Here is a 21,953-nt window from a genome sequence, read left to right as displayed (position 1 = left end):
AAGTCAGATAGCACCTACACTTTAATTACGCCTTTAAATGTTGGTGCTTAAAATGACAGAAAAAAATATTATAAGAACCCTTAAGGTATTTATTATATTAGGTATTTGCTTAATTATTTTAGGCCACTCGCTGTTAGCAAGTAACTATTTAGATGAAAGCCTAGGTGTACACGGCATTATGATCAGTGCGGCTTGTATCGCGGTAGGCGTGTTATTTTCATTACCGACAAAGATTTATTTAACCATTCTTTTAATGAAGCTTGAAAGCGAATTAACCACAAAAAACACGCACGTTTAGTGTTCTAATTGCTTATTACGTTGCTCAATTTGCAGCTTTATTTGCTCAGCATCTTGTATGAGTTGTTGTATTTTTTAGGGTCGTATAAATTCGAATCTGCAGCTGATTTAACCTGTGTCTCAGTTAACTTGCTTTCGGGGTCTGCTTGAAAACTCTCTGCGGGTAACACCGTGATTTCTCGCGAGTCTAACGTCACCAACGTACTCGCATATTGTGGGTGAGGTGTATCTGCAAAATGCCACTGTCCCTGCTCATCTTGCCATTTATAAACCACAACAGCTGCATGACCATTATCAGGCTCGCTAAATTGCTTTAAAAGCTGCTCGGCTTTAACACCCCACGACTCAACATTTTGTGACGCGCTTTGAGTGACATCATGACTTACTTGTTGTGAATAACGTTGCAACATGCTGAGCGATAAGTAAGGCTGACCATCGGGCTTTTTTATATAAAATAGCAGCACAATACTGGTCAGTAATAGCATTACTGCAAGATAGCAAAATCGCTTCATGATCCAATTTATCCGTTATTGGTAGTTATTCATTATCTTAGCAAACTCTCCTGATGATTTGAGATTTTTCAGAAAGTCATTAAATTGTTTGCTGGTCTCTTTACCACGTTCATCAAACGCAAACTGTAACTGTAATGGCGCTTTGCCTACAGAGTAATCACTCACAGTGAACTTTTTAAAATCATTATTGCGAGCAACATACCACGTTAAGGCATCCCGAGAAATCACTGCGACGCGTTGGTTATGCTCCCAATCCATTAAGGCAAGTAGCATTTCAAATTCTGAGTAAAAATTCTCTCTGTGCATATCACCCGATTGAAATAAGTGTTCAAACTGGGGATAGGTGTAGCCATAACGCGCCATAAGCACATACCCGGCAAGCTGTTCAATCATAGGAATATGGCAGCCACTTGGCATGACCAATACATCTTCTACCACCGCGAGCGCATCACTCCAATAGTATTGATTCTGTCCAACATACCACTCTACAGACTCGATTCGACCATCAAGTAACCCTTCATCAAGCATTTTTTGTGAACGTTTCTCTGGCACATAAAAGTAATCAATACTCACTCCATATTGTTTTGCAAAACGGTTCAGTAAATCGCTCACAATCCCCTCTTCTTTACCGGCCATAAAATGATAAGGAGGATAATCGCTATCAGGCAATCCTATACGAAGCGTATCGGCTAAACACAATGGACTAAACAACAAGAATAATATAACTAAACGGCTCATGATTTTCTCTCACTCGATTGAGCCATGGACTATACATTTTTGGTATAAAAAAAGCGCAACCGATGTCGCGCTTTATGAATTTTCTGATAGGAAATTAGGACTAAATACCGTCACCATCAATGTGTAAACCACACTCACGGTTTAACCCAAAGAAACGAGTCTCTTCTTCAGTCATACCGGGTTCGAGTTTACGTGTTGTATGCACATCACCCATTGACACATAGCCTTGCTCCCAAAGCGGATGGTACGGCAAATCATGTTTCGTTAGGTACTGATAGATATCGCGATTATTCCACTCTATCAGTGGATACACTTTCACTGTACCACGGCTAATTTCAACTATTTGTTTATCAGCACGCGACGATGATTGGTCTCGACGAAGGCCACTGAACCATGTACCCGCATTAAGCTCATTCAATGCGCGGGTCATTGGCTCAACTTTATTAAGCTGATTGTACTGCTTAATACCCGCCTCTCCTTGCTCCCAAAGCTTACCAAACTTCGCTTCCTGCCACGCAGGGCTAAGCTCAGCTTTATAAACTTTAAGATTAAGCGAAAGTCGTTCGGTCATTTGCTCGATGAACTGATAGGTTTCTGGGAACAAATAACCAGTATCAGTCAGTACCACAGGAATATCTGGCTGCTGCGATGTCACTAAGTGCAACATCACAGCGGCTTGTATACCAAAGCTAGACGATAAAAAGTGCGTGCTTGGTAAGTTTTCAAGTGCCCACGCAACACGCTCCTCAGCGCTTTTTTCAGCAAGAAGACCGTTAATATCAGCCAGCATGGCTGTTTGGTCTTCTTTGCTCATCGTTAAGATGTTTTTAAATTCACTCATGGTTAATTCCAAACCTTAAAGCGGTATCGCTTTTAAAATTATGCGTGAAAATCGGTTACTGAAACTTTGACTTCAGCAACAATGCCTTTGCGAATAACAAAATCACCAAAACATTCACCGTCATTACGCTCACTCGCCCATTGGCCTATGAGCTTATCGAATGCATCTAGGTAGACATCTTCGCCAACATTTTCTAAATACAATTTAGGAATACGCGTGCCTTCACGGTTACCACCTAAGTACACGTTGTATTTACCCGGGCCTTTACCAACAAGCCCTGCTTCTGCCAACATCGCGCGGCCACAGCCATTCGGGCAACCCACAACACGCATAATAATGTTGTCATCACCCATACCGTGTTTCGCTAAGAGCGCTTCTGTTTTCTCAATTAAGCTTGGTAAGTAACGCTCGGCTTCTGCCATCGCTAATGGACACGTTGGTAGGGCCACACACGCCATTGAGTTTTTACGTTGCTCAGTATGGCTGTCATCAATTAAACCATGATTACGAGCAATCTCTTCGATAACGGCTTTTTGATCAGCGGGAACGCCAGCAATGATCAGGTTTTGGTTTGCCGTCATACGGAAATCACCTTGGTGAATTTCAGCAATTTTACGGCATCCCGTTTTGAGTGGTTTATCTGGGTAATCTAAAATACGGCCACTTTGAATAAACAGCGTTAAATGGTGCTTACCATCAATGCCTTCTACCCAGCCAATACGGTCACCACGGTGAGTGAACTCATACGGGCGGCTGTCTTCGAATTTAACACCAGCACGCTTTTCAACTTCCGCTTTAAATACATCCGAACCAACACGGTCTAATGTGTATTTGGTTTTTGCATTTTTACGGTTTGAACGGTTACCCCAATCACGTTGAACAGACACCACGTGCTCAGCAATTTTCAATGTGTGTTCAAGTGGAATAAAACCAAAGTCATCAGCTTTACGTGGATACGTAGCTGTATCACCGTGAGTCATCGCAAGACCACCCCCCACTAACACGTTAAAGCCAACTAATTTGCCGTTTTCTGCAATTGCCACAAAGTTTAAATCATTGGCGTGTACATCCACTTCGTTATTCGGTGGAATCGTTACCGTCGTTTTAAACTTACGTGGTAAGTACGTTGAGCCTAAAATGGGCTCTTCGGTGGTTTCGCTCTTTTCGCCATCTAACCAAATCTCAGCATAAGCCTTGGTTTTTGGTAATAAATGCTCAGAAATCTTTGCGGCCCACTCGTACGCTTCTTGGTGAAGCTCTGACTCAACTGGGTTCGTCGTACACAGTACGTTTCGGTTCACATCGCCCGCGGTCGCAATTGAGTCAATGCCCACGCTATTAAGCATTTGGTGCATGCCTTTAATATTGGGCTTAAGTACACCATGAAACTGAAACGTTTGGCGTGTTGTTAAACGAATACTGCCGTAGCTGGTTTTCTCGTCGGCGAATTTATCAATCGCTAACCATTGTTCAGGCTTGATGATACCGCCAGGCATACGCGCACGTAACATAACATTGTGTAACGGCTCTAGCTTTTGTTTAGCACGTTCAGCGCGAATATCGCGGTCATCTTGCTGGTACATGCCGTGGAAACGGATCAACTGGAAGTTATCAGCGGTAAAACCACCGGTGATTTCATCTTTTAAATCTTGTGCAATGGTGCCACGTAAAAAGTTACTTTCTCTTTTCAAACGCTCGTTATCAGAAAGCTTTACGTTTTTGTCTTGTTCGCTCATGGTATTTCCTAAATTTGTTACGGTGACGGCTGTTAGCTTTTAAACGTGTTTAATACACGTCTTTCTGATAGCGATTGGCGCTACGTAAATCTTTTAAGTATTGCTCAGCTTGCTCATCATCTTTGCCGCTGTTTTCTTTGATGATGTCAACCAGTGCGTGGTGCACATCTTTCGCCATACGATTAGCATCACCACAAATATAGATGTGTGCTCCGGCTTCTAACCACGCAAACACCTCTTTGCTGTTTTTACGTAGTTTGTCTTGAACATAAACTTTTTCCGCTTGGTCACGGCTAAATGCCACATCCACTTTAGTGAGTAAGCCCGACTTTAAGTAGCCTTGAATTTCTACTTGATACAAGAAGTCTTGCGTAAAGTGTGGGTTACCAAAGAATAGCCAGTTTTTACCACTTGCTTCACGGGCGTCTCGTTCTTGTAAAAACGCACGGAATGGCGCAATACCGGTACCCGGACCCACCATAATAATGGGCGTTTCGTCGCTTACTGGTAAGCGGAAGTTGTCGTTATGCTCACTGAATACTTTTACCTTACAGCCTTCTTCAGCTCGACGCGCTAAATAACCAGAACAGCCCCCTAAGTGCTCGCTGCCAAATGCGTCAAACTCAACTAGACCAACCGTTAAGTGCACTTCTTCTTCAACTTCGGCTTGGCTCGATGCAATCGAATATAAACGCGCTTGTAGTTTGCGTAAGCAATCTACTAACGTTTGTGCGTCAAGCTTTGCTGGGTTTTGACGAATAATATCGAAGGTTTGACGAGGCTCAATGTACTCACGCATAGCCGCTTTATCTTCAACAAGCTTTAATAATTCAGGGTTACCCGTTGCTGTTGCGTATTTTTCAACAAAGCCAGGGTAAGACTGCGTTAATTCTAACTTTTCAATCAGTGCATCACGTACGCTTAGCGTTTCGTCGCCTAGTTTAACCGTGCTCGATGCATCGATTTGTGTAAGCGCAAGTACTTCATCAACAAGCGCTTCGTCATTTAAGAAGTACACACCCAACGAATCACCCGGTGTATAGGTAATATCAGAACCTTCTAAAGAAATCTCAACATGACGTACATCTTTCGTTGAATCACGGCCTGTGATCTTTTGTACCACACTAAGCTCAGCGGCAAACGGGTTTTGTTTGGTGTATTGACTTGCTGCTGGTGCCGCTGCACCAAATGGCATTGCCACCACTTGACCACCGCTTGTTTGTTGCTGTGCTTTTAGGTCGGGTTCAAATGCATCAAGCGCACCGTCTATCCATTTTGCAGCTTCGTCATCGTAATCAACGTCTAAGTCTGCGCGTTGGAAAATAGTTTCTGCACCTAGTTTATTGAAGCGCTCTTCAAAATCTTTTGCTGTTTGGCAGAAGAATTCGTAGCTTGAATCACCTAAACCAATTACTGCTACCTTTACACCATCTAATTTAGGTGCTTTTTTGGTGGTTAAGAATTCATGTAAGCTTTCTGCATCTTCAGGTGGCTCACCTTCACCGTATGTTGATACCACAACAGTGATAAATTTTTCTTTTTTCAGGGCTGTAGGCTTGTAGTCAGCCATATTGACTAGTTTTACTGCTAATCCACGTGACTCAGCTTGCTCTTTTAATTTGCTTGCAACACCTTTGGCGTTGCCTGTTTGTGAGCCGTATAAAATAGTGAGTGGTGCAGCATCGCCTGCAGCAGGAGCCGCAGCAACGCCCCCTGTTAATGCACCCGCATTAGCACTCGCAGCTAAGTAACCACTTACCCACGCTTGCTGAATTGGATTAAGTTCAGCCACTAAGCCTTGCAGCTTTTGTACTTGCTCTTGCGATAGCGGGCTCGCCGCTGCATTTAGTTGACTCAACAACATGAATTTATTCCTCGTAACCCTGAAAGTTAACTGCGAAACCCCTTGCTACTGGCATTTCACTAACAATTTTTTCGACTTTAAAAGAGCTCAAACGATGCTTTTTAAAAGTTTATCTGAGCGTGAAGAATAACGAGGTCTCGCGCGATTAAAAAAGAATAGAATCTGCTTTGATATTCCATTTAGTTATTAATTTTCATATTTACTATAAAAAACAGATTAAATGCTTACTTAGTCGAATAAATATTTTGCAAATTAACATTATTGCAACATACCGTGTTTAGCCTATACTCGCTGTGTTCATTTTAAGAACAGACAATATAACAATGAAAAGGAAACAATAATGTCACACGGGACATGTAATAAAATAATGCTAGCCAGCAGTTTGCTGTGTTTAGCAAGTTCAGCAATGGCGAATATCAACAATGCTGATTTCGAAACTTGGTCAGCAGGTGCCCCCTCAGGTTGGAGCACAATTGACAGTGGTATAAATCTCAGCAGCAACAGTAATGTGGTTTACTCGGGTAACTACTCAGCTCGCGTTACAGTGAATACAGGTACGCAAAGTAATACTGATTTATTACAAATGGTTGATGTCGTTGCGGGTGAAAGCTATGAGTTTTCGGCGTGGGTTTATCATACCGAAGGGGGGGTGAAGGCACGCCTTGTCGTTGATGGCTACCAAGGTTATTCAAACTCAGCATTAACAAATCAATGGCAACAGATCAGCTATCAATATACCGCATCAGTAACAACCTCTATCGATGTAGGATTACGTTTTTACGACGTAACGGGCTTTGATGGCAGCGAAGTTGTTTATGTCGATAACTTTGCGCCAAACATTGCCACACCGCCTCCACCTGCGGGGGGCTGTACAGATAACCAAGTCGCTCTTACCCTCACCACCGACAACTATGGTGAAGAGACCAGTTGGCAAATTACCAATGCTCAAGGCAGCACAGTAGCATCAGGCGGCAGCTACGCTGCTAATACGAACTATAACGAGCAAGCCTGTTTAGTTGATGGTGACTACACATTCACTATTTTTGATAGTTACGGTGATGGCATGTGCTGCTCATTCGGTAATGGCAGCTACAGTCTTTCTTTAGGTCAAACTGTGCTTGCCAGTGGCGCAAGCTTCCAAAGCTCAGAGGCTACACCGTTTAGTTTAGGTGATAACACTGGCGGCGGGAATGGCGGCGGTACCACACCAACAGAACCGACAGGTTATTATGTAACGACTCAAGGTCTTACGGGCTATGCTTTAAAAACGGAACTGTACAACATAATTAAGGATCATAACTCACAAGGTTATTCGGCTATTTGGGGATTTTACGACCTCGCATCGCGTGATAAATACTTTGAGAATGATAACTCAATTTTAGACCGTTATTCAGAGAATCCAGCAGGCCAAGACAGCTATAACTATGTTGCTGTGAGCGACCAGTGCGGTACCTACAACAGTGAAGCTGATTGCTATAACCGCGAGCATTCGTTCCCAAAAAGCTGGTTTGGTGGCACTGTTGAGCCCATGAATTCAGATGTACATCATATCTTTGCCACTGATGGCTATGTAAATTCAAAACGCAGTAACTACCCTTTCGGCGAAGTCGCCAGTGCAAGCTACACCTCTAGTAATGGAAGCAAATTAGGCAGTGCCGCTAGCTCATTAAATTACTCAGGTACGGTATTCGAACCGATTGATGAGTTTAAAGGTGATTTTGCACGGGCTTATTTTTACATGGCAACACGCTATGAAAATGTGATTGCTAACTGGCAAAACAACACAACGTATAGCAATGCTGTGCTTAATGGCTCATCAAGTCAGGTGTTCGAGAACTGGGTCATTGCGATGCTATTAAAATGGCATAACGACGACCCTGTTAGTCAGCTTGAACTTGATAGAAACCAAGCCGCATTTGAATTCCAAGGAAATCGTAACCCATTTGTTGATCACCCTGAATTTGCAGAAATGATTTGGTAACTTCGTTAAGGCAAGACACTTAACGTCAGTTAAGTGTCTTTTTTAATCAAGTAAAACCACTTTATTTGCCGCAATTAACCCGTCTACATAGCGCTTTTCTAAATGCCACGGATGACGCTTCCATCCTCGAAAAGCGAATCCAGCAATATGTATTTTATCAAACTGCGATAAATAGAAAGCGATAGCTAGAGTGCCAGAGCTTGGGCAATAAGGTCGATGTATTACAGGTCCTAAAGTAAGCAAGTGAGCGAGTAATGATTGTCGAAACTGAGCGCTTAAACGTTCACATTTACAGTGCAGACCATACATCTTAAATAACTGATTAGCGTAGTCTACCTTGCCTTTTCGATGAATTAATTTAAAAAAGCAGTGCAACAACGGATGAGGGTTAGGATCGGTGATCATAACCTGTGAAAGCCCTTCGAGTGGTATTGTAAGCGGTCTCTGTAGTAAGCCATGCGCCTGATAGCCTCGCCCAACTAGCCATAGATCGGTACAACGCTTACCTAAATGGGCTGGCATGTCTGCACAACGATTAAACCTAACCACGCGTGGGCAGCGATTAACGCTCGCTGCGATATGCGCACCCACAGGGCCATTACCTAAAATAATAATGTTTGGTTGTTGCATGACCCAAGGCACTCCATGTTATTCCTTAAAACAGTGTTATTTCACGCCAGCAACATGACCAGTTAATGACAGCTCACGCTAAATGTAATGTATATGCTAAACGTGTGTGTTCAATAAACAGTACATCATGTCGTTGCCGCTCAACACGGATACGGTAACCAAGATGATGTAACACCTGTTTTAATAAAGCTTGATGCTGCTGCGGTGTTGAATAATGAGAAATATCGAGTGCAACTAACAATGCCTCAGCGTAATGAGATGCTGATAAAAGAGACCGAAAAATACGGTTCTGTACGTCGATGATTTGTGTGACTGAGGTGTTGTAGCAATTAATTTGTAGACTTAACAGGTAGTTTTCGAGTGCATTCATAGCAACGTCCTTCTAAAAAACGCCACTTTAAAAGCTCAACTTTAGTTGAGGTAAAGAACTTTATTTATTTTTTGCTCCACTTATTCATAATCTCCTTGAACAACGCCGCTTCTTTATCTTCACAGGGTCTGGGTGAACCACTCGGTACGCCTGATTTACCGAACACTGAATTAAAGTCAATGCCATAACACTGTCCATTCAGCATCTCGATGCGTCGACTACCATCACCATTTTCCCATAATACCGTGGCTTCGCTTGAAATTGAGTACTCTTTAGGGCTCGTTATTCGTACTCCACTCGCATTGTTTGTTGCTGAGTGTAAATTTCCTGTCGCGTGCGCGGTCGACTGGTTGTACTCAACATCCATGTTAGGTAATGGCGCATAAGGATTAAGCTTTTTAAATGGCCTTGGTGATACCTCTGATGCAACGATTTCAGGCTCTTTTGTTGGCGTAGCGACTGTTGACGCATTGGTCATTGTCCTTCCTCTGGAATTTGTTTGAGCAGCCAGACTTAAAGTACTTTCATTCATAGCTGCGTAACTCGGCTGTTCAGCAACTTCTGAAGCAGTGTCCTCTGATTTTGGTTCTGTCGCAGAACCTAATTGGCTACTCTTAGCTTTTTCTTCGGGCGTTTTTTCTACATCTATATTTAAACGAGGTAAGGTCGTGAGATCAACGGTAACATAGGCTTGCATCACACCTTTAGGTTCAAGCCAAGGCGCAACAATGACACGCTGAGCATGTTTAGCAAATATAAGCAGTATGAGAACATGAAGTGTAATCGAAAACACCCATGCTTTATAACGTCCCTTTAAAACCAACACTCCTTGTTTTTTATTCTAAGAGTATTTAATAACCCAATAAGTTCATTGTTAACTCGTAAGGGGTTAGCACACAGTAAATCCCGTTTAACTGGTCGCAATTCGCTTAATTAAGTGGTCTATGTTGAGGTGCAAAACGTGTCGGTGGCAAGGCACTAATTTGGTTATTGAATTGTGCTAAATGAACAAAGTATAACGCTGTGAACGTCAGGTTTAGTGTTTTAAATGAGTAATACCATTCCTTGATAACAAGGCAAAAATTTAGTTATTTAGTTGTTCTCGGCAATTGCTCCTGCATTTCCCCCTACCTCCATGCAGTCGTAAATCAGACATTTATAACGTAAGTAGCAACAGGTTTAATCACTCAAAATGAGTAAGTATTATTGCGGGTTGGTATCAGTGTTATTTCAGGTGGGTATACCCCCTACTCACTGAGCTAACGACTCACGTCACAAAGCAGTGAAGGTTATTTTAAATACAAAAAACCCCAGCAAAGCCGGGGTTTTTTAGTAAGTAAACTTAATTAAAAATTAAGCTTGCTTTGGACGCTCAACAACGTCTACTAAAGTCCAAGACTTAGTCTTAGAAATAGGAGCACACTCACGGATAGTAACTACGTCACCAGCTTGAGCTGTATTGTTTTCGTCATGTACGTGTAACTTAGTCGTACGTTTGATGAATTTCCCATAGATTGGGTGCTTCACGTAACGTGCGATAGCAACAGTGAAAGATTTATCCATCTTGTCGCTGATTACACGGCCTTGAAGAGTACGGATTTTATCGCTCATTATTGACCTGCCTTCTGGTTAATAATTGTTTTTACACGCGCGATATCGCGACGTACTGTTCTTAGCGTGTGTGTTTGAGCTAACTGACCAGTGCTTGCTTGCATGCGCAGGTTGAACTGCTCACGAAGAAGTCCTAGAAGTTCAGCATTTAGCTCTTCTACGCTTTTGTCTTTTAGTTCGCTAGCTTTCATTACATCACCGTCCGAGTTACGAAAGTTGTTGTGAATGGTAATTTACGTGCTGCAAGGTTGAACGCTTCACGAGCAAGCTCTTCAGAAACACCTTCCATTTCGTAAAGTACTTTACCAGGTTGAATTTCAGCAACCCAATACTCAACAGAACCTTTACCTTTACCCATACGAACTTCTAATGGCTTGTTCGTAATTGGCTTATCTGGGAATACACGAATCCAGATTTTACCTTGACGCTTTACGTGACGTGTCATAGCACGACGAGCTGCTTCGATTTGACGAGCAGTCATACGGCCACGACCAGTAGCTTTCAAACCGAAAGTACCGAAGCTTACTTTGTTACCGTTTTGCGCTAAACCACGGTTGCGGCCTTTGTGCATTTTACGGAATTTTGTACGTTTTGGCTGTAACATTACTCGCTACCTCTACTTAGCACTTTTTTTGGCTTTCTTTGGCGCGCGTTTAGCTGGCTTCTCTTGCTCTTGTACTAGTGGTAAACCACCAATAACTTCGCCTTTGAAGATCCAAACTTTAACACCAATGATACCATAAGTGGTTAAGGCTTCAGAAGTTGCGTAGTCGATATCAGCACGAAGAGTATGTAGAGGTACACGACCTTCACGATACCATTCTGAACGTGCGATCTCAGCACCGCCAAGACGACCGCTAACTTCAACTTTGATACCTTTTGCACCAATACGCATTGCGTTTTGTACCGAACGCTTCATAGCGCGACGGAACATAACACGACGCTCTAGTTGTGACGCAATACCGTCAGCTACTAGTTGTGCATCAAGTTCAGGCTTACGAACTTCAGAAATATTGATCTGAGCCGGAACACCTGCAATCTTAGTTACTGCTTGACGTAGTTTTTCAACGTCTTCGCCTTTTTTACCGATAACAACACCAGGACGAGCTGTGTGAATTGTTACACGGATAGATTTTGCTGGACGCTCAATAACGATTTTAGACACAGAAGCCGCTTTTAATTCCTTAGTAAGGAATGTACGTACTTTGTGATCGCCAAAAAGCTGATCAGAGAAATCTTTTGAATTCGCGTACCAGGTAGAAACCCAAGGTTTAGAGATACCTAGGCGAATACCAGTAGGATGAACTTTTTGTCCCATTACTTATACTCCTAGCTATCTGAAACCACAACAGTGATGTGGCTTGTACGCTTAAGGATGCGGTCTGCGCGTCCTTTAGCACGTGGCATAATACGCTTCATTGTTGGACCATCGTCCACAAAGATCGTAGTTACACGAAGCTCATCAATGTCAGCACCTTCGTTATGCTCTGCGTTAGCAATAGCAGACTCAAGTACTTTCTTAACTAATACAGCCGCTTTTTTAGGGCTGTACGCCAGGATTTCTAGAGCGCGATCAACCGGAAGTCCGCGGATCTGATCTGCAACTAGACGTGCTTTTTGCGCCGAACCAGAGGCGAATTTATGTTTAGCTAATGCTTGCATTTATCATTCTCCTCTTAACGTTTCTTCGCTTTCTTATCCGCAGCGTGACCGCGGTAAGTGCGAGTTGGTGCAAATTCACCTAGTTTGTGACCGATCATTTCGTCTGTGATAAACACAGGAACGTGCTGACGACCATTATGGACAGCGATGGTCAATCCGATCATGTTAGGTATGATCATTGAACGACGGCTCCAAGTTTTAATTGGCTTCTTGTCACCGCTTTCCAACGCTTTCTCTACCTTCTTCAGCAAGTGTAGGTCAATAAAAGGACCTTTCTTGAGAGAACGTGGCATGGCTATTCCTCAACTATTATTTAGTACGACGACGTACGATAAATTTATCAGTACGCTTGTTCTTACGTGTCTTAGCACCTTTAGTCGGTTTACCCCATGGAGACACAGGATGACGACCACCAGATGTACGACCTTCACCACCACCGTGCGGGTGATCTACCGGGTTCATGGCAACACCACGAACTGTCGGACGGATACCACGCCAGCGATTTGCACCAGCTTTACCTAGTGAACGAAGCATATGCTCAGCATTGCCTACTTCACCAAGTGTTGCGCGACAGTCAGCTGGAACTTTACGAACTTCGCCAGAACGAAGACGTAGAGTAACGTATTGACCTTCACGTGCAAGGATTTGAACGTATGCACCAGCAGAACGTGCGATTTGAGCACCTTTACCTGGTTTTAATTCTACGTTGTGAACAGTCGAACCTACAGGCATGTTACGCATTGGTAATGTGTTACCAGCTTTGATTGGTGCATCAACACCAGACTGGATTGAATCACCAGCTTTTAAGCCTTTAGGTGCAATAATGTAACGACGCTCACCGTCTGCATATAATACAAGAGCGATGTTTGCGCTACGGTTTGGATCATACTCTAGACGCTCAACAACAGCTGGAATGCCATCTTTAGTGCGTTTAAAGTCGATTACACGGTAATGATGCTTATGACCACCACCGATGTGACGAACCGTGATACGACCTTTGTTATTACGACCACCAGACTTAGAGTTTTTCTCTAGTAGTGGTGCGTAAGGTTTACCCTTATGAAGATCAGGGTTAACCACTTTAACCAGGTGACGACGACCCGCAGAAGTTGGTTTACACTTTTGAAGTGCCATAATTCTAACTCCCCTTATTACTCGGCGCCGCCGACAAAGTCTAGCTCGCTACCTTCTTTAAGAGTAACGTAAGCTTTCTTCCAGTCTGAACGACGACCGAAACGCATGCCAGTACGTTTTGTTTTACCCTTAACGTTTAGTGTGCGAACACCAGTTACTTCTACTTCAAAAAGCTTCTCAACTGCAGCTTGAACTTCAGCTTTAGTTGCATCTTTAGCTACTTTGAAAACAATCGTGTTGTTTTCTTCAGCAGCGATAGTGCTTTTTTCAGAGATATGTGGAGCAAGGATCACTTTTAAAAGACGTTCTTCACGGATCATGCTAGCGCCTCCTCAAGTTGCTTAACAGCAGCAGCTGTAATAAGTACCTTATCGAAAGCGATTAGGCTTACAGGATCGATACCAGCTACATCACGCGTGTCAACCTTGTACAGGTTACGTGCCGATAAGAATAGATTCTCATCTACTTCTTCAGTCACGATAAGAACATCTTTAAGCTCAAGTTCTTTAAGCTTAGCAACTAGTTCTTTAGTTTTTGGTGCTTCAAGACCAAACTGCTCAACAACGATTAAACGCTCTTGACGAACTAATTCAGATAAGATGCTTTTGATCGCACCGCGGTACATTTTACGGTTTACTTTTTGGCTATGATCTTGTGGTTTAGCTGCGAAGCTAACGCCACCTGAACGCCAAATTGGGCTACGGATTGTACCAGCACGTGCACGGCCAGTACCTTTTTGAGCCCATGGTTTTTTACCACCACCGCTTACTTCAGAACGTGTCTTCTGAGCACGAGTACCTTGACGAGCACCTGCTGCGTAAGCAACAACTACTTGGTGTACTAATGCTTCGTTAAACTCACGTCCAAAAGTAGCTTCAGAAACTTCAAGAGCGCCAGAAGCGTCTTTAATTGCTAATTCCATCACTAAATCTCCAGGACTTATGCTTTAACAGCTGGTTTAACGATAACGTCACCGCCGATAGCGCCAGGTACTGCACCTTTAACTAAAAGCAAGTTACGCTCAGCGTCAACGCGAACTAGTTCTAAGTTTTGAGTCGTTACACGCTCAGCACCCATGTGACCGGCCATTTTCTTACCTTTAAACACCTTACCAGGTGATTGGTTTTGACCGATTGAACCAGGAGCACGGTGAGATAGAGAGTTACCGTGAGTCGCGTCTTGCATGCTGAAATTCCAGCGCTTAACACCACCTTGGAAACCTTTACCTTTAGAAGTACCGGTTACGTCAACTTTGTTGATTTCGTTGAATAATTCAACAGTAAGCTCAGCGCCTACTTCAAAATCGCCTTCACCACCATTTAGGCGGAATTCCCACAGACCGCGACCCGCTTCAACACCTGCTTTAGCGAAGTGACCCGCTGCAGCTTTGTTTACACGGCTTGCTTTTTTAGTGCCTGCGGTTACTTGAAGCGCGTTATAACCGTCTGTTGCTTCAGATTTGATCTGAGCAATACGGTTAGGAGTCGCTTCGATAACTGTCACAGGGATAGATACACCATCTTCAGTGAAGATACGTGTCATACCCACTTTACGACCGACTAGACCTAATGCCATTTTCCTAAAACCTCTCTAATCTTCCGATTAACCCAGGCTGATTTGAACATCAACACCAGCAGCAAGATCTAAACGCATAAGCGCGTCAACAGTCTTGTCAGTTGGTTCTACGATGTCGATCAGACGTTTATGGGTGCGGATTTCGTACTGATCACGCGCGTCTTTGTTAACGTGCGGTGAAGTTAGTACAGTAAAACGTTCAAAGCGTGTAGGTAGTGGGATTGGACCACGTACTTGTGCGCCAGTGCGTTTCGCAGTTTCCACGATTTCCGCCGTTGATTGGTCAATCAAACGGTGGTCAAAAGCTTTTAGGCGAATACGAATGCGTTGATTTGACATTCTTAAACCTCAATATAAAGAGCATTTAAAAAGAGCATAAAAAAACGACCGAAACAATCTTACTAACTAAGATGTCGGCTGTTCTCTTATATCTACGTTGAACTCCAAATCGGAGTTCCTGTTTTATTAGCTTGAAATCCAAGCTTAATGTTCCTTCCAAGTTCCCGAGGGAATTTTGAAAGCCTGCGTATTATAGTGAGATTGGTGATAAATGCAACAACTTTTTAGGATTAAAACGAATAAAGTCTGCTTTGTATAATATTTCAGTTAAATTCAGTTAAGCTATGTCTTTGCTTTACTATAGTTAATTTGAATAAACCCAAAAGCCACACTATGGCAATGGTCAGTCCAGTTAATAATTGCTATTCTATGGCGCTTTTTTTGTTTCTATTATTACTCTTAATTACTTTGGTGAGTTAATGCGTATCATTAATCGTTGTTTAAATATCATTTCTGCCGGTATGAACCGCTTATTTGTTAAAAGTAAGGTCTTGCCAGAAAACCCGATTGAGCAATATAACCTAAACCCCGCCAACCCGACCTTTTATATTGTTAGACTCAATGCGCGCTCTGATTTAGCGGCACTCGCGCGCGTGTGTAAAAAATACGGCTTACCAAGTCCAACAGAAGAGCAGCTTTTGGGTAATAAAGAGCTTGATCGTTTTATTGGTATTCAAAACCCGCCGCCTCTGTTTGGTAATAAAAGTAAACCCAGTAATGCACTTCACCAAGGCAAACACATTATTGACCACCTAATGCACTCAGGTGAGAAAAACGTACAGGTTATCCCGGTTACTATTTTATGGGGTCGTAACCCAGGTAAAGAAAAGCCAGGTTTAGGTACATTGGTATCACACTCACTTACGCCAAGCTGGTTTCGTAAGTTCTTTGTCATTTTGTTTTCAGGTCGTGACAACTTTATTCGCTTTAGCCAACCGCTCGACTTATCGCTCTTGGTAAACGAAAAAGCCGATGTTGATGAACTGCCACATAAATTGCTACGTGTTGCTCGCGTGCACTTCCGTCGTCAGAAACTGGCAGCTACCGGGCCAAAAATGCCCTCACGTGAGCAGTTGTTTAATTCGCTGCTTGCCTCGCCAACCATCAAAAAAGCCATTCAAGTAGAGGCAAAAGAAAAAAACATTAGCCAAAATGAAGCGCGTCAAAATGCGCTTAAATTATTAGACGAGATCGCTGCTAACTACAGTGACGCGACTATTCGTGTTGCCGATCGTATTTTGACGTGGCTGTGGAATAAGCTTTATAACGGCATCGATATTAAATTTTCTGAGCAAGTCCATGAGCTAACCGACAAAGGCCACGAGATTATCTATATGCCTTGTCACCGCTCGCATATGGATTACTTATTACTGACCTATTCGATTTACCATTTAGGCTTAGTACCGCCGCACATTGCAGCGGGCATCAACTTAAATTTCTTCCCTGCAGGTGGCGTATTCCGCCGCAGTGGTGCATTTTTCATTCGTCGCTCATTCGCGGGCAATAAATTGTACTCCTCTGTATTTAAAGAGTACCTAAGCCAGTTATTCATTAAAGGCTACTCAGTAAAGTTTTATACCGAAGGTGGCCGCAGTCGTACAGGTCGTTTATTACCACCTAAAACGGGCATGTTAGCAATGACATTGCAAGCGATGCTGCGCGGCATCGATCGCCCTATTTCGATTGTGCCCGTTTACATTGGTTATGAACACGTAATGGAGATTAATACGTATTTAAAAGAGCTGGCAGGTAACGACAAAAAAGGCGAATCTGTATTAGGGATTTTTAAGGCCATTAAAAACCTTAAAAACTATGGCCGTGGCTACTTAAACTTTGGCGACCCCATTTCGATAAACCAATACCTTAATGAGCAGCAACCTGATTGGCGTGAATCGATTCACCCAACAGATGTACAAAAACCACACTGGTTGGGTTCACAAGTCGCTAATCTTGCAGACAAAGTGATGGTTAATATCAATAGCGCTGCGGCGCTTAATGCGGTGAATTTGTTAGCGATGATCTTACTGGTTAACGATAAACATGCGCTGAGTAAACCCAAACTGATTGCCCAACTTGAGTTCTACTTGCACCTGCAACGTAGTGCAAGCTATAGCGACAAAGTGACCACCCCCAATGAAAGCGCAGAGCAGCTGTTAGAGCATGCATTGAAACTGAATAAATTTGATGTGATCAGCGACGAATTTGGCGAAATCATTGCAATTAACGATAAAGAAAAAACGCTGTTTAACTATTATCGTAATAATGTGTTGCACTTGTTCGCTGTTCCCAGCTTACTGGCACTGCATTTATTTAAAACACACAAAACGACTCTGGCTGATTGCCAAGCCGTGATTACACGCTTTTACCCGCTATTTGCCAAAGAGTGGTTCTTACATGAGTTAGATAAAAACTACATTACTCGCGTTCTTGCCAGCTTTGTTGATCAAGACTTAATTGAAATCGATGGCAATAATATCAAAGTAACAAACAGCAACGACTGCTTAGCAAAACTCGAAATGCTAGGGCGAGCCTTGAGCTTAACCTTGCAGCGTTATGCAATCGTGGTTGGCTTTATTCAAACCAGCAAGGGGATTGAGCGAGAAGAGCTTGAGCACGAAAGCCAAGTATTAGCAGAGCGTTTAGGCACGCTGCATGGCATTAAAACCCCTGAGTTTTTTGATAAAAAAGTACTTATCGGGTTTATTTCAAGCTTACGTGAGCAAAAGTTAATTACCGAAACAGAGCACGGTTTTACCGGTAGTAATGCACTTTGTGAAGTATATATGTATCTAAAAGCATTGCTGCCAGCACGTGTCTGGCAGTCAATTGATGACATAGTGCAAAGCCAAGCTACGCACTCAAAGGATTAGCGCTGGCGCATCACCCCTTCTTGGATCGTTGAGGCAACTAAGTTGCCTTGACGGTCAAAGAACTGCCCTCTCACCAAACCCCTTCCCGAGCTCGCACTTGGGCTATCAATCGAATATAAAATCCAATCATCAAGCCTAAACGGACGATGAAACCACATCGCATGGTCAATTGTCGCCACTTGCATATTAGGTTGCATAAACGACACACCGTGCGGTTGTAAAGCCGTAGGTAAAAACTCAAAGTCCGATGCATACGCCAATAAATAATTATGAATCCGTTGGTCATCTGGCATCTCGCCATTGGCTTTAAACCAAATGTGCTTAACAGGTTCCATTACCTGAGGTTTAAATGGGTTATGAAACGTGACTGGGCGCATTTCAATCGGCACCTCACGAATAAATTTATTGCGGATCACCTCGGGTATATGCTCAGCATTCGCTTGGTAAAATTCAAGCGATGACTTAAGTTCTTCAGGCTGGGGTACATCTGGCATATGAGCTTGATGCGACAGCCCCTCTTCTTCCCCTTGAAATGACGCTGTCATATAAAAAATTGGTTTGCCATATTGAATCGCTTTCACGCGACGCGTACTAAAACTTTTACCATCACGAATATTTTCGACGTCATAAATGATTGGTTTTTCGGCATCACCAGGGCGTAAAAAATAGGAATGCAAAGAATGGACAATGCGCCCTTCTGGTAACGTTTCTTTGGCAGCCGACAAAGCTTGCCCCATAACTTGACCACCGAATACAGCACGAAACCCTAAATCTTGGCTTTGCCCTCGATACAAGCCTTGCTCAATTTCTTCTAACGATAGCAACGACAGTAAATCATCTAATACTTGGCTCATTTATTTATCCTCAATCCCGACAAGCGTTTAATGATACTATAGACTAATTGGAAGTAAATCTTTGTAAGGGCACCTAATTATGGCTTATTGGCTTTTTAAAACCGAACCTGATGCGTTTTCAATCAATGATTTAAAAAACGCGCCAAAGCAAACCTCAATGTGGGATGGTGTACGTAATTATCAAGCCCGTAACTTTATGCGTGATGGCATAAAAGCAGGGGATTTAGTGATGATTTATCACTCAAGCTGTAAACATGTAGGCGTTGCGGGCATTGGCGAAATTACACGTGAAGCCTATGCTGATCCAACGCAATTTGATTTAAGCAGTGACTACTATGATGCGAAGGCCACAGCAGAAAATCCACGTTGGTTTGTCGTTGATGTTACTTATAAAGCGCACCTTAACAAACTAGTGAGCTTACAAGCGATAAAAGCAAATGACGCCATCACTGACATAGCCTTAAAAAAAGGTGGGCGTTTATCAGTCATGCCCGTCACGGAGCATGATTGGCAACAAATAATCGCCATGAGTGAAAGCTAACATATTAAAGTCGCAGCCATTTTTATTAAATGGCTATTTTTGCTATAATGTGTCCCCTTTATTTTAGAGGTACCGTGGGGGATGTATGAAATTATTGTATTGGCTAGATGAATGGACCCAGCTCCCCCATGCAGAACAGCAAAAACAAGTGCCGTTCACAGGCGGTGACTTACTCGGTGATGTGTATGTGAAGTATCATATCATCGACGCCAGCAAACCTCTGCTATTTACCTTTTCTCCTGCGGGGACAAATTATCAAGAACATGACCTTACTGATGATTTCTCACCATGGGCCTACAAGCTTGCAAAAAAGCAAGATGTTAATATTATTGCCTTTCAACATTTAGGTATCAGTAACTGGTTTAGACACCGTAATTTATTATTTTTTATTGAGCAGTTAGCCCCCCTTATTGGCAGCTTTAAAGAACGCTTAGGCTATGGTTTAAGCCGAGGTGGCTTTGCAGTAGGTGCATTTGCTAATTTGTTGAAGCTCGATAAGGTGCTGCTATTTCACCCTGTCAGTACAAAAAATAAAGAAAAAGCGCCATGGGATGACCGTTCAAGTACTGATATCGCACAAAAATTTGATTGGGCAGGTGATTACCACGACGTAGATTTAGGGCAGGCTAAAGGTTACATTATTTATGACCCGACCAATCGAATTGACCGCGCTCATGCTAAACGGTATTCACAATTAACCCATTTACGGGTGTTTGGCATGGGTCACAGTGTTCATGCAACCTATTTAAATAAGTTTGGTTTTTATAAGGATGTGGCGGTGGATTTTATTCGCCATCAACAGGTTGATATTGCCCAGTTTCGCCAACAAACAAAAACCTTGCGCTTTAAAGAAGATTACTACCGACGCTTAAATAAAGCGAATAAAGGCTCTGCACACCGTTTAGCCTTGCTCAGTACCGCACATAATATTTTGATTGATGAAAAGGCTGAGCATCTCCAAGAGCAAAAGGAAGCTGTTGATGTACAGCCTCTGATTGATATAGCCATTAAGCACCAAGAGGCGCACCCTAAAGACGCGATAAAGTTACTCGAAGTCGCTCAGCAACTGTCGCCAGATGATCCATTGATTGAACATAAATTAAAGCAACTCAAGTAATCTAGCTTTTACCTTTACGGTGCTTTTTGACGTGCCCATGCTTGGGCACAATGGTCAGATACATAATCAAACCAAGCCATGAGAAAAAGATGATACCGATCAACCAGGCGTTCTTTTCGTGACCTTGCGTGCGCTTACTATTGAGTACAATGACCACAGGTAAAATGTAGGCACTGAGAACAATAATTAAAAACGCGACTTCATTCATTATTTCACCAAGGCCGGCCAATCAACTTCGTTGCTTAACACACGCTCAACAGCAATATAATGTAAAATATCGCCTTCACTAACGACATAGTCAAGCGGCGGATTTAAATCCATATCTTGCGCACTAAGATTATGGGCAACGCCCAATAAAATAGCGTCATGACTTTGCTTAAAATGATGAAATAAATTACCAAATGTCATTGCTTGCACTCCCTTAGGAATTGGCAAACTGAACTGTGTATCACCATGTAAGGTTGATAATAGCTCTTCCTGAACACGGCTTGAGCCAGGGTCTTGCATAGAGCGTACAAGTATTTCAGCCGATTTTGCACTGCTGCACTCGACATTATGGCAATGCTCTAGCAACATTTCGATTTTTGTTTCATCATCAAAATGCGCGCTGATATGGCAGTGTTCATTCACTAATTTGCTGATACGTAACGCTGTAGTAAACGTTTGGTCGTCATCTTGACCATCTATAATAATTTTATCTGCGCGTTCAATCGCCACTCGTTTTAGCTCGTCAATGTCGGTAAAGCTGCTTAAACGGGCAAAATCGACGTGCGGGTTGGCTAAAAATGGATGCTCCATTTGCTCTGTCACAGCGAGCAGAATACGACGATCTAAACGTTTTTGATCTGCTAAAATATAGTCAATCATCTTTTTAGTCCGCGTGTCATGCCAGCCAAAAATAATGATGTGATTGTTAATATGTGCGAAGCTTTTATCACCCGTCATAGCGCGCCTAATTAAGTAAGTTACTGTTTGCCCTGTTTTTCCTAACAGAACGCCAAATAATGCTAAACCAAATGGTATTTGTAATATTGCAACAATCCAACGTCCCAATTCTGTACTGGCGCTAAAGTCGCCATACCCTACCGTTGACGTTGTCACAACATAATAATAAAAATAGGTGCTAAGTGGTGTTAAGGCCTGCTCGCCAACAAGCACAAGTAACCACCAAATAAGTAGCATGTGCAATAGGGTTGTTATTACCACAGCTTGCCAACTCACTTGGTCAATATGGCTGCGAATAATCACCACTAAACGATTAAATAGATGATGCATAATCCT

General features: G+C 42.8%; 27 protein-coding genes. 5 read left to right on the top strand and 22 right to left on the bottom strand.

Translation table 11 applies throughout. The features are described from left to right. Positions 1 to 52 precede the first annotated feature (52 nt). Positions 53 to 298, top strand: coding sequence for a hypothetical protein (locus GZH31_RS00965; RefSeq protein ID WP_036974184.1), 246 nt, complete (start codon positions 53 to 55; stop codon positions 296 to 298). A 37-nt stretch (positions 299 to 335) separates the two neighbouring features. Here the strand turns inward: GZH31_RS00965 and GZH31_RS00960 are convergent, their stop codons facing one another. From GZH31_RS00960 to GZH31_RS00940, 5 genes are all read right to left on the bottom strand, one after another. Then, entirely contained in the window at positions 336 to 809 is a 474-nt protein-coding gene (locus GZH31_RS00960; protein WP_180311298.1) for a DUF4124 domain-containing protein, read from the bottom strand. A 15-nt stretch (positions 810 to 824) separates the two neighbouring features. Further along, positions 825 to 1,547 carry an ABC transporter substrate-binding protein gene (locus GZH31_RS00955; RefSeq protein WP_081759807.1) on the bottom strand — a complete coding sequence of 241 codons (723 nt, stop codon included), beginning with the start codon at positions 1,545 to 1,547 and terminating at the stop codon, positions 825 to 827. A 100-nt stretch (positions 1,548 to 1,647) separates the two neighbouring features. Continuing rightward, positions 1,648 to 2,337, bottom strand: a complete 690-nt coding sequence (locus GZH31_RS00950) for a phosphoadenylyl-sulfate reductase (protein WP_341868784.1) — start codon at positions 2,335 to 2,337, stop codon at positions 1,648 to 1,650. A gap of 89 nt (positions 2,338 to 2,426) precedes the next feature. Next, the gene (gene cysI, locus GZH31_RS00945; RefSeq protein ID WP_065978922.1) at positions 2,427 to 4,124 is read right to left on the bottom strand and encodes an assimilatory sulfite reductase (NADPH) hemoprotein subunit; all 1,698 of its coding nucleotides are present in this window, start codon (positions 4,122 to 4,124) and stop codon (positions 2,427 to 2,429) included. Between the two features lie 49 nt (positions 4,125 to 4,173). Then, positions 4,174 to 5,988, bottom strand: a complete 1,815-nt coding sequence (locus GZH31_RS00940) for an assimilatory sulfite reductase (NADPH) flavoprotein subunit (protein WP_180311297.1) — start codon at positions 5,986 to 5,988, stop codon at positions 4,174 to 4,176. A 340-nt stretch (positions 5,989 to 6,328) separates the two neighbouring features. Here GZH31_RS00940 and GZH31_RS00935 point away from each other — a divergent pair, with 340 nt between their 5' ends. Further along, a complete protein-coding gene (locus tag GZH31_RS00935; RefSeq protein ID WP_180311296.1) occupies positions 6,329 to 7,969 on the top strand; it encodes an endonuclease in 1,641 nt (546 codons plus the stop codon). 42 nt (positions 7,970 to 8,011) lie between these two features. Here the strand turns inward: GZH31_RS00935 and GZH31_RS00930 are convergent, their stop codons facing one another. The 14 genes from GZH31_RS00930 to rpsJ form a co-directional block, all read right to left on the bottom strand. Continuing rightward, positions 8,012 to 8,599: a hypothetical protein gene (locus GZH31_RS00930; RefSeq protein WP_180311295.1), complete on the bottom strand. Its 588-nt coding sequence runs from the start codon at positions 8,597 to 8,599 to the stop codon at positions 8,012 to 8,014. Between the two features lie 73 nt (positions 8,600 to 8,672). Beyond that, a complete protein-coding gene (locus GZH31_RS00925) occupies positions 8,673 to 8,969 on the bottom strand; it encodes a hypothetical protein (protein WP_075594184.1) in 297 nt (98 codons plus the stop codon). A gap of 64 nt (positions 8,970 to 9,033) precedes the next feature. Beyond that, on the bottom strand, positions 9,034 to 9,795 hold the full coding sequence (locus GZH31_RS00920) for a hypothetical protein (RefSeq protein ID WP_180311294.1): 762 nt from the start codon (positions 9,793 to 9,795) through the stop codon (positions 9,034 to 9,036). Between the two features lie 527 nt (positions 9,796 to 10,322). Continuing rightward, positions 10,323 to 10,580 (bottom strand): 30S ribosomal protein S17, encoded by a 258-nt coding sequence (gene rpsQ / locus GZH31_RS00915; protein WP_036974206.1) that lies wholly within the window; start codon positions 10,578 to 10,580, stop codon positions 10,323 to 10,325. Beyond that, on the bottom strand, positions 10,580 to 10,771 hold the full coding sequence (gene rpmC, locus GZH31_RS00910) for a 50S ribosomal protein L29 (RefSeq protein ID WP_004588692.1): 192 nt from the start codon (positions 10,769 to 10,771) through the stop codon (positions 10,580 to 10,582). The genes rpsQ and rpmC overlap by 1 nt, the downstream gene beginning before the upstream one ends. Then, complete coding sequence (gene rplP, locus GZH31_RS00905) at positions 10,771 to 11,184, bottom strand: 50S ribosomal protein L16 (RefSeq protein ID WP_036974208.1); 414 nt, start codon at positions 11,182 to 11,184, stop codon at positions 10,771 to 10,773. Before rplP ends, rpmC begins: the two co-directional genes overlap by 1 nt. A 12-nt stretch (positions 11,185 to 11,196) precedes the next feature. Next, entirely contained in the window at positions 11,197 to 11,898 is a 702-nt protein-coding gene (gene rpsC / locus GZH31_RS00900; RefSeq protein ID WP_036974210.1) for a 30S ribosomal protein S3, read from the bottom strand. Positions 11,899 to 11,909: 11 nt separating this feature from the next. Further along, positions 11,910 to 12,242: a 50S ribosomal protein L22 gene (gene rplV / locus GZH31_RS00895; protein WP_004588690.1), complete on the bottom strand. Its 333-nt coding sequence runs from the start codon at positions 12,240 to 12,242 to the stop codon at positions 11,910 to 11,912. A 14-nt stretch (positions 12,243 to 12,256) separates the two neighbouring features. Further along, positions 12,257 to 12,535 carry a 30S ribosomal protein S19 gene (gene rpsS / locus GZH31_RS00890; protein ID WP_010376377.1) on the bottom strand — a complete coding sequence of 93 codons (279 nt, stop codon included), beginning with the start codon at positions 12,533 to 12,535 and terminating at the stop codon, positions 12,257 to 12,259. 16 nt (positions 12,536 to 12,551) lie between these two features. Then, positions 12,552 to 13,376 carry a 50S ribosomal protein L2 gene (rplB, locus tag GZH31_RS00885; protein WP_036974212.1) on the bottom strand — a complete coding sequence of 275 codons (825 nt, stop codon included), beginning with the start codon at positions 13,374 to 13,376 and terminating at the stop codon, positions 12,552 to 12,554. 17 nt (positions 13,377 to 13,393) lie between these two features. Continuing rightward, the gene (rplW, locus tag GZH31_RS00880) at positions 13,394 to 13,696 is read right to left on the bottom strand and encodes a 50S ribosomal protein L23 (RefSeq protein ID WP_036974214.1); all 303 of its coding nucleotides are present in this window, start codon (positions 13,694 to 13,696) and stop codon (positions 13,394 to 13,396) included. Then, positions 13,693 to 14,298 (bottom strand): 50S ribosomal protein L4, encoded by a 606-nt coding sequence (gene rplD / locus GZH31_RS00875; protein ID WP_036974217.1) that lies wholly within the window; start codon positions 14,296 to 14,298, stop codon positions 13,693 to 13,695. The genes rplW and rplD overlap by 4 nt, the downstream gene beginning before the upstream one ends. Positions 14,299 to 14,315: 17 nt before the next feature. Continuing rightward, entirely contained in the window at positions 14,316 to 14,951 is a 636-nt protein-coding gene (rplC, locus tag GZH31_RS00870) for a 50S ribosomal protein L3 (protein ID WP_036974218.1), read from the bottom strand. Positions 14,952 to 14,978: 27 nt separating this feature from the next. Further along, positions 14,979 to 15,290 carry a 30S ribosomal protein S10 gene (rpsJ, locus tag GZH31_RS00865; protein ID WP_002957900.1) on the bottom strand — a complete coding sequence of 104 codons (312 nt, stop codon included), beginning with the start codon at positions 15,288 to 15,290 and terminating at the stop codon, positions 14,979 to 14,981. A gap of 419 nt (positions 15,291 to 15,709) precedes the next feature. Between rpsJ and plsB the strand changes: the two genes are divergently transcribed. Further along, entirely contained in the window at positions 15,710 to 18,160 is a 2,451-nt protein-coding gene (plsB, locus tag GZH31_RS00860; RefSeq protein WP_180311293.1) for a glycerol-3-phosphate 1-O-acyltransferase PlsB, read from the top strand. Here the strand turns inward: plsB and tesB are convergent. Next, entirely contained in the window at positions 18,157 to 19,014 is an 858-nt protein-coding gene (gene tesB, locus GZH31_RS00855) for an acyl-CoA thioesterase II (protein ID WP_036974222.1), read from the bottom strand. The two genes, plsB and tesB, sit on opposite strands and share 4 nt — an antisense overlap. A gap of 79 nt (positions 19,015 to 19,093) precedes the next feature. Here tesB and GZH31_RS00850 point away from each other — a divergent pair, with 79 nt between their 5' ends. Then, positions 19,094 to 19,555 carry an EVE domain-containing protein gene (locus GZH31_RS00850; RefSeq protein ID WP_036974223.1) on the top strand — a complete coding sequence of 154 codons (462 nt, stop codon included), beginning with the start codon at positions 19,094 to 19,096 and terminating at the stop codon, positions 19,553 to 19,555. Between the two features lie 85 nt (positions 19,556 to 19,640). Then, positions 19,641 to 20,672, top strand: coding sequence for a cytosolic protein (locus GZH31_RS00845; protein WP_180311292.1), 1,032 nt, complete (start codon positions 19,641 to 19,643; stop codon positions 20,670 to 20,672). Between the two features lies 1 nt (position 20,673). Here GZH31_RS00845 and GZH31_RS00840 read toward each other — a convergent pair whose 3' ends face one another. Together GZH31_RS00840 and GZH31_RS00835 are read right to left on the bottom strand one after the other, a co-directional pair. Continuing rightward, positions 20,674 to 20,880 (bottom strand): PLDc N-terminal domain-containing protein, encoded by a 207-nt coding sequence (locus GZH31_RS00840; RefSeq protein ID WP_036974228.1) that lies wholly within the window; start codon positions 20,878 to 20,880, stop codon positions 20,674 to 20,676. Beyond that, a complete protein-coding gene (locus tag GZH31_RS00835; protein WP_036974230.1) occupies positions 20,880 to 21,947 on the bottom strand; it encodes a potassium channel family protein in 1,068 nt (355 codons plus the stop codon). The genes GZH31_RS00840 and GZH31_RS00835 overlap by 1 nt, the downstream gene beginning before the upstream one ends. Positions 21,948 to 21,953 lie beyond the last annotated feature (6 nt).

Origin of the sequence: Pseudoalteromonas sp. JSTW (genome assembly GCF_013423925.1) — a bacterium.
Taxonomy (GTDB): domain Bacteria; phylum Pseudomonadota; class Gammaproteobacteria; order Enterobacterales; family Alteromonadaceae; genus Pseudoalteromonas; species Pseudoalteromonas lipolytica.
The sequence above is the reverse complement of the archived record's forward strand: the minus strand, read 5'-3'. Positions and strand labels throughout refer to the sequence as shown.

Bases quoted from the DNA above. Each gene is read 5' to 3' on its own strand.
- GZH31_RS00965 (WP_036974184.1), top strand. From the start codon at position 53: ATGACAGAAAAAAATATTATAAGAACCCTTAAGGTATTTATTATATTA.
- GZH31_RS00960 (WP_180311298.1), bottom strand. From the start codon at position 809: ATGAAGCGATTTTGCTATCTTGCAGTAATGCTATTACTGACCAGTATT.
- GZH31_RS00955 (WP_081759807.1), bottom strand. From the start codon at position 1,547: ATGAGCCGTTTAGTTATATTATTCTTGTTGTTTAGTCCATTGTGTTTA.
- GZH31_RS00950 (WP_341868784.1), bottom strand. From the start codon at position 2,337: ATGCTGGCTGATATTAACGGTCTTCTTGCTGAAAAAAGCGCTGAGGAG.
- cysI (WP_065978922.1), bottom strand. From the start codon at position 4,124: ATGAGCGAACAAGACAAAAACGTAAAGCTTTCTGATAACGAGCGTTTG.
- GZH31_RS00940 (WP_180311297.1), bottom strand. From the start codon at position 5,988: ATGTTGTTGAGTCAACTAAATGCAGCGGCGAGCCCGCTATCGCAAGAG.
- GZH31_RS00935 (WP_180311296.1), top strand. From the start codon at position 6,329: ATGTCACACGGGACATGTAATAAAATAATGCTAGCCAGCAGTTTGCTG.
- GZH31_RS00930 (WP_180311295.1), bottom strand. From the start codon at position 8,599: ATGCAACAACCAAACATTATTATTTTAGGTAATGGCCCTGTGGGTGCG.
- GZH31_RS00925 (WP_075594184.1), bottom strand. From the start codon at position 8,969: ATGAATGCACTCGAAAACTACCTGTTAAGTCTACAAATTAATTGCTAC.
- rpsQ (WP_036974206.1), bottom strand. From the start codon at position 10,580: ATGAGCGATAAAATCCGTACTCTTCAAGGCCGTGTAATCAGCGACAAG.
- rpmC (WP_004588692.1), bottom strand. From the start codon at position 10,771: ATGAAAGCTAGCGAACTAAAAGACAAAAGCGTAGAAGAGCTAAATGCT.
- rplP (WP_036974208.1), bottom strand. From the start codon at position 11,184: ATGTTACAGCCAAAACGTACAAAATTCCGTAAAATGCACAAAGGCCGC.
- rpsC (WP_036974210.1), bottom strand. From the start codon at position 11,898: ATGGGACAAAAAGTTCATCCTACTGGTATTCGCCTAGGTATCTCTAAA.
- rplV (WP_004588690.1), bottom strand. From the start codon at position 12,242: ATGCAAGCATTAGCTAAACATAAATTCGCCTCTGGTTCGGCGCAAAAA.
- rpsS (WP_010376377.1), bottom strand. From the start codon at position 12,535: ATGCCACGTTCTCTCAAGAAAGGTCCTTTTATTGACCTACACTTGCTG.
- rplB (WP_036974212.1), bottom strand. From the start codon at position 13,376: ATGGCACTTCAAAAGTGTAAACCAACTTCTGCGGGTCGTCGTCACCTG.
- rplW (WP_036974214.1), bottom strand. From the start codon at position 13,696: ATGATCCGTGAAGAACGTCTTTTAAAAGTGATCCTTGCTCCACATATC.
- rplD (WP_036974217.1), bottom strand. From the start codon at position 14,298: ATGGAATTAGCAATTAAAGACGCTTCTGGCGCTCTTGAAGTTTCTGAA.
- rplC (WP_036974218.1), bottom strand. From the start codon at position 14,951: ATGGCATTAGGTCTAGTCGGTCGTAAAGTGGGTATGACACGTATCTTC.
- rpsJ (WP_002957900.1), bottom strand. From the start codon at position 15,290: ATGTCAAATCAACGCATTCGTATTCGCCTAAAAGCTTTTGACCACCGT.
- plsB (WP_180311293.1), top strand. From the start codon at position 15,710: ATGCGTATCATTAATCGTTGTTTAAATATCATTTCTGCCGGTATGAAC.
- tesB (WP_036974222.1), bottom strand. From the start codon at position 19,014: ATGAGCCAAGTATTAGATGATTTACTGTCGTTGCTATCGTTAGAAGAA.
- GZH31_RS00850 (WP_036974223.1), top strand. From the start codon at position 19,094: ATGGCTTATTGGCTTTTTAAAACCGAACCTGATGCGTTTTCAATCAAT.
- GZH31_RS00845 (WP_180311292.1), top strand. From the start codon at position 19,641: ATGAAATTATTGTATTGGCTAGATGAATGGACCCAGCTCCCCCATGCA.
- GZH31_RS00840 (WP_036974228.1), bottom strand. From the start codon at position 20,880: ATGAATGAAGTCGCGTTTTTAATTATTGTTCTCAGTGCCTACATTTTA.
- GZH31_RS00835 (WP_036974230.1), bottom strand. From the start codon at position 21,947: ATGCATCATCTATTTAATCGTTTAGTGGTGATTATTCGCAGCCATATT.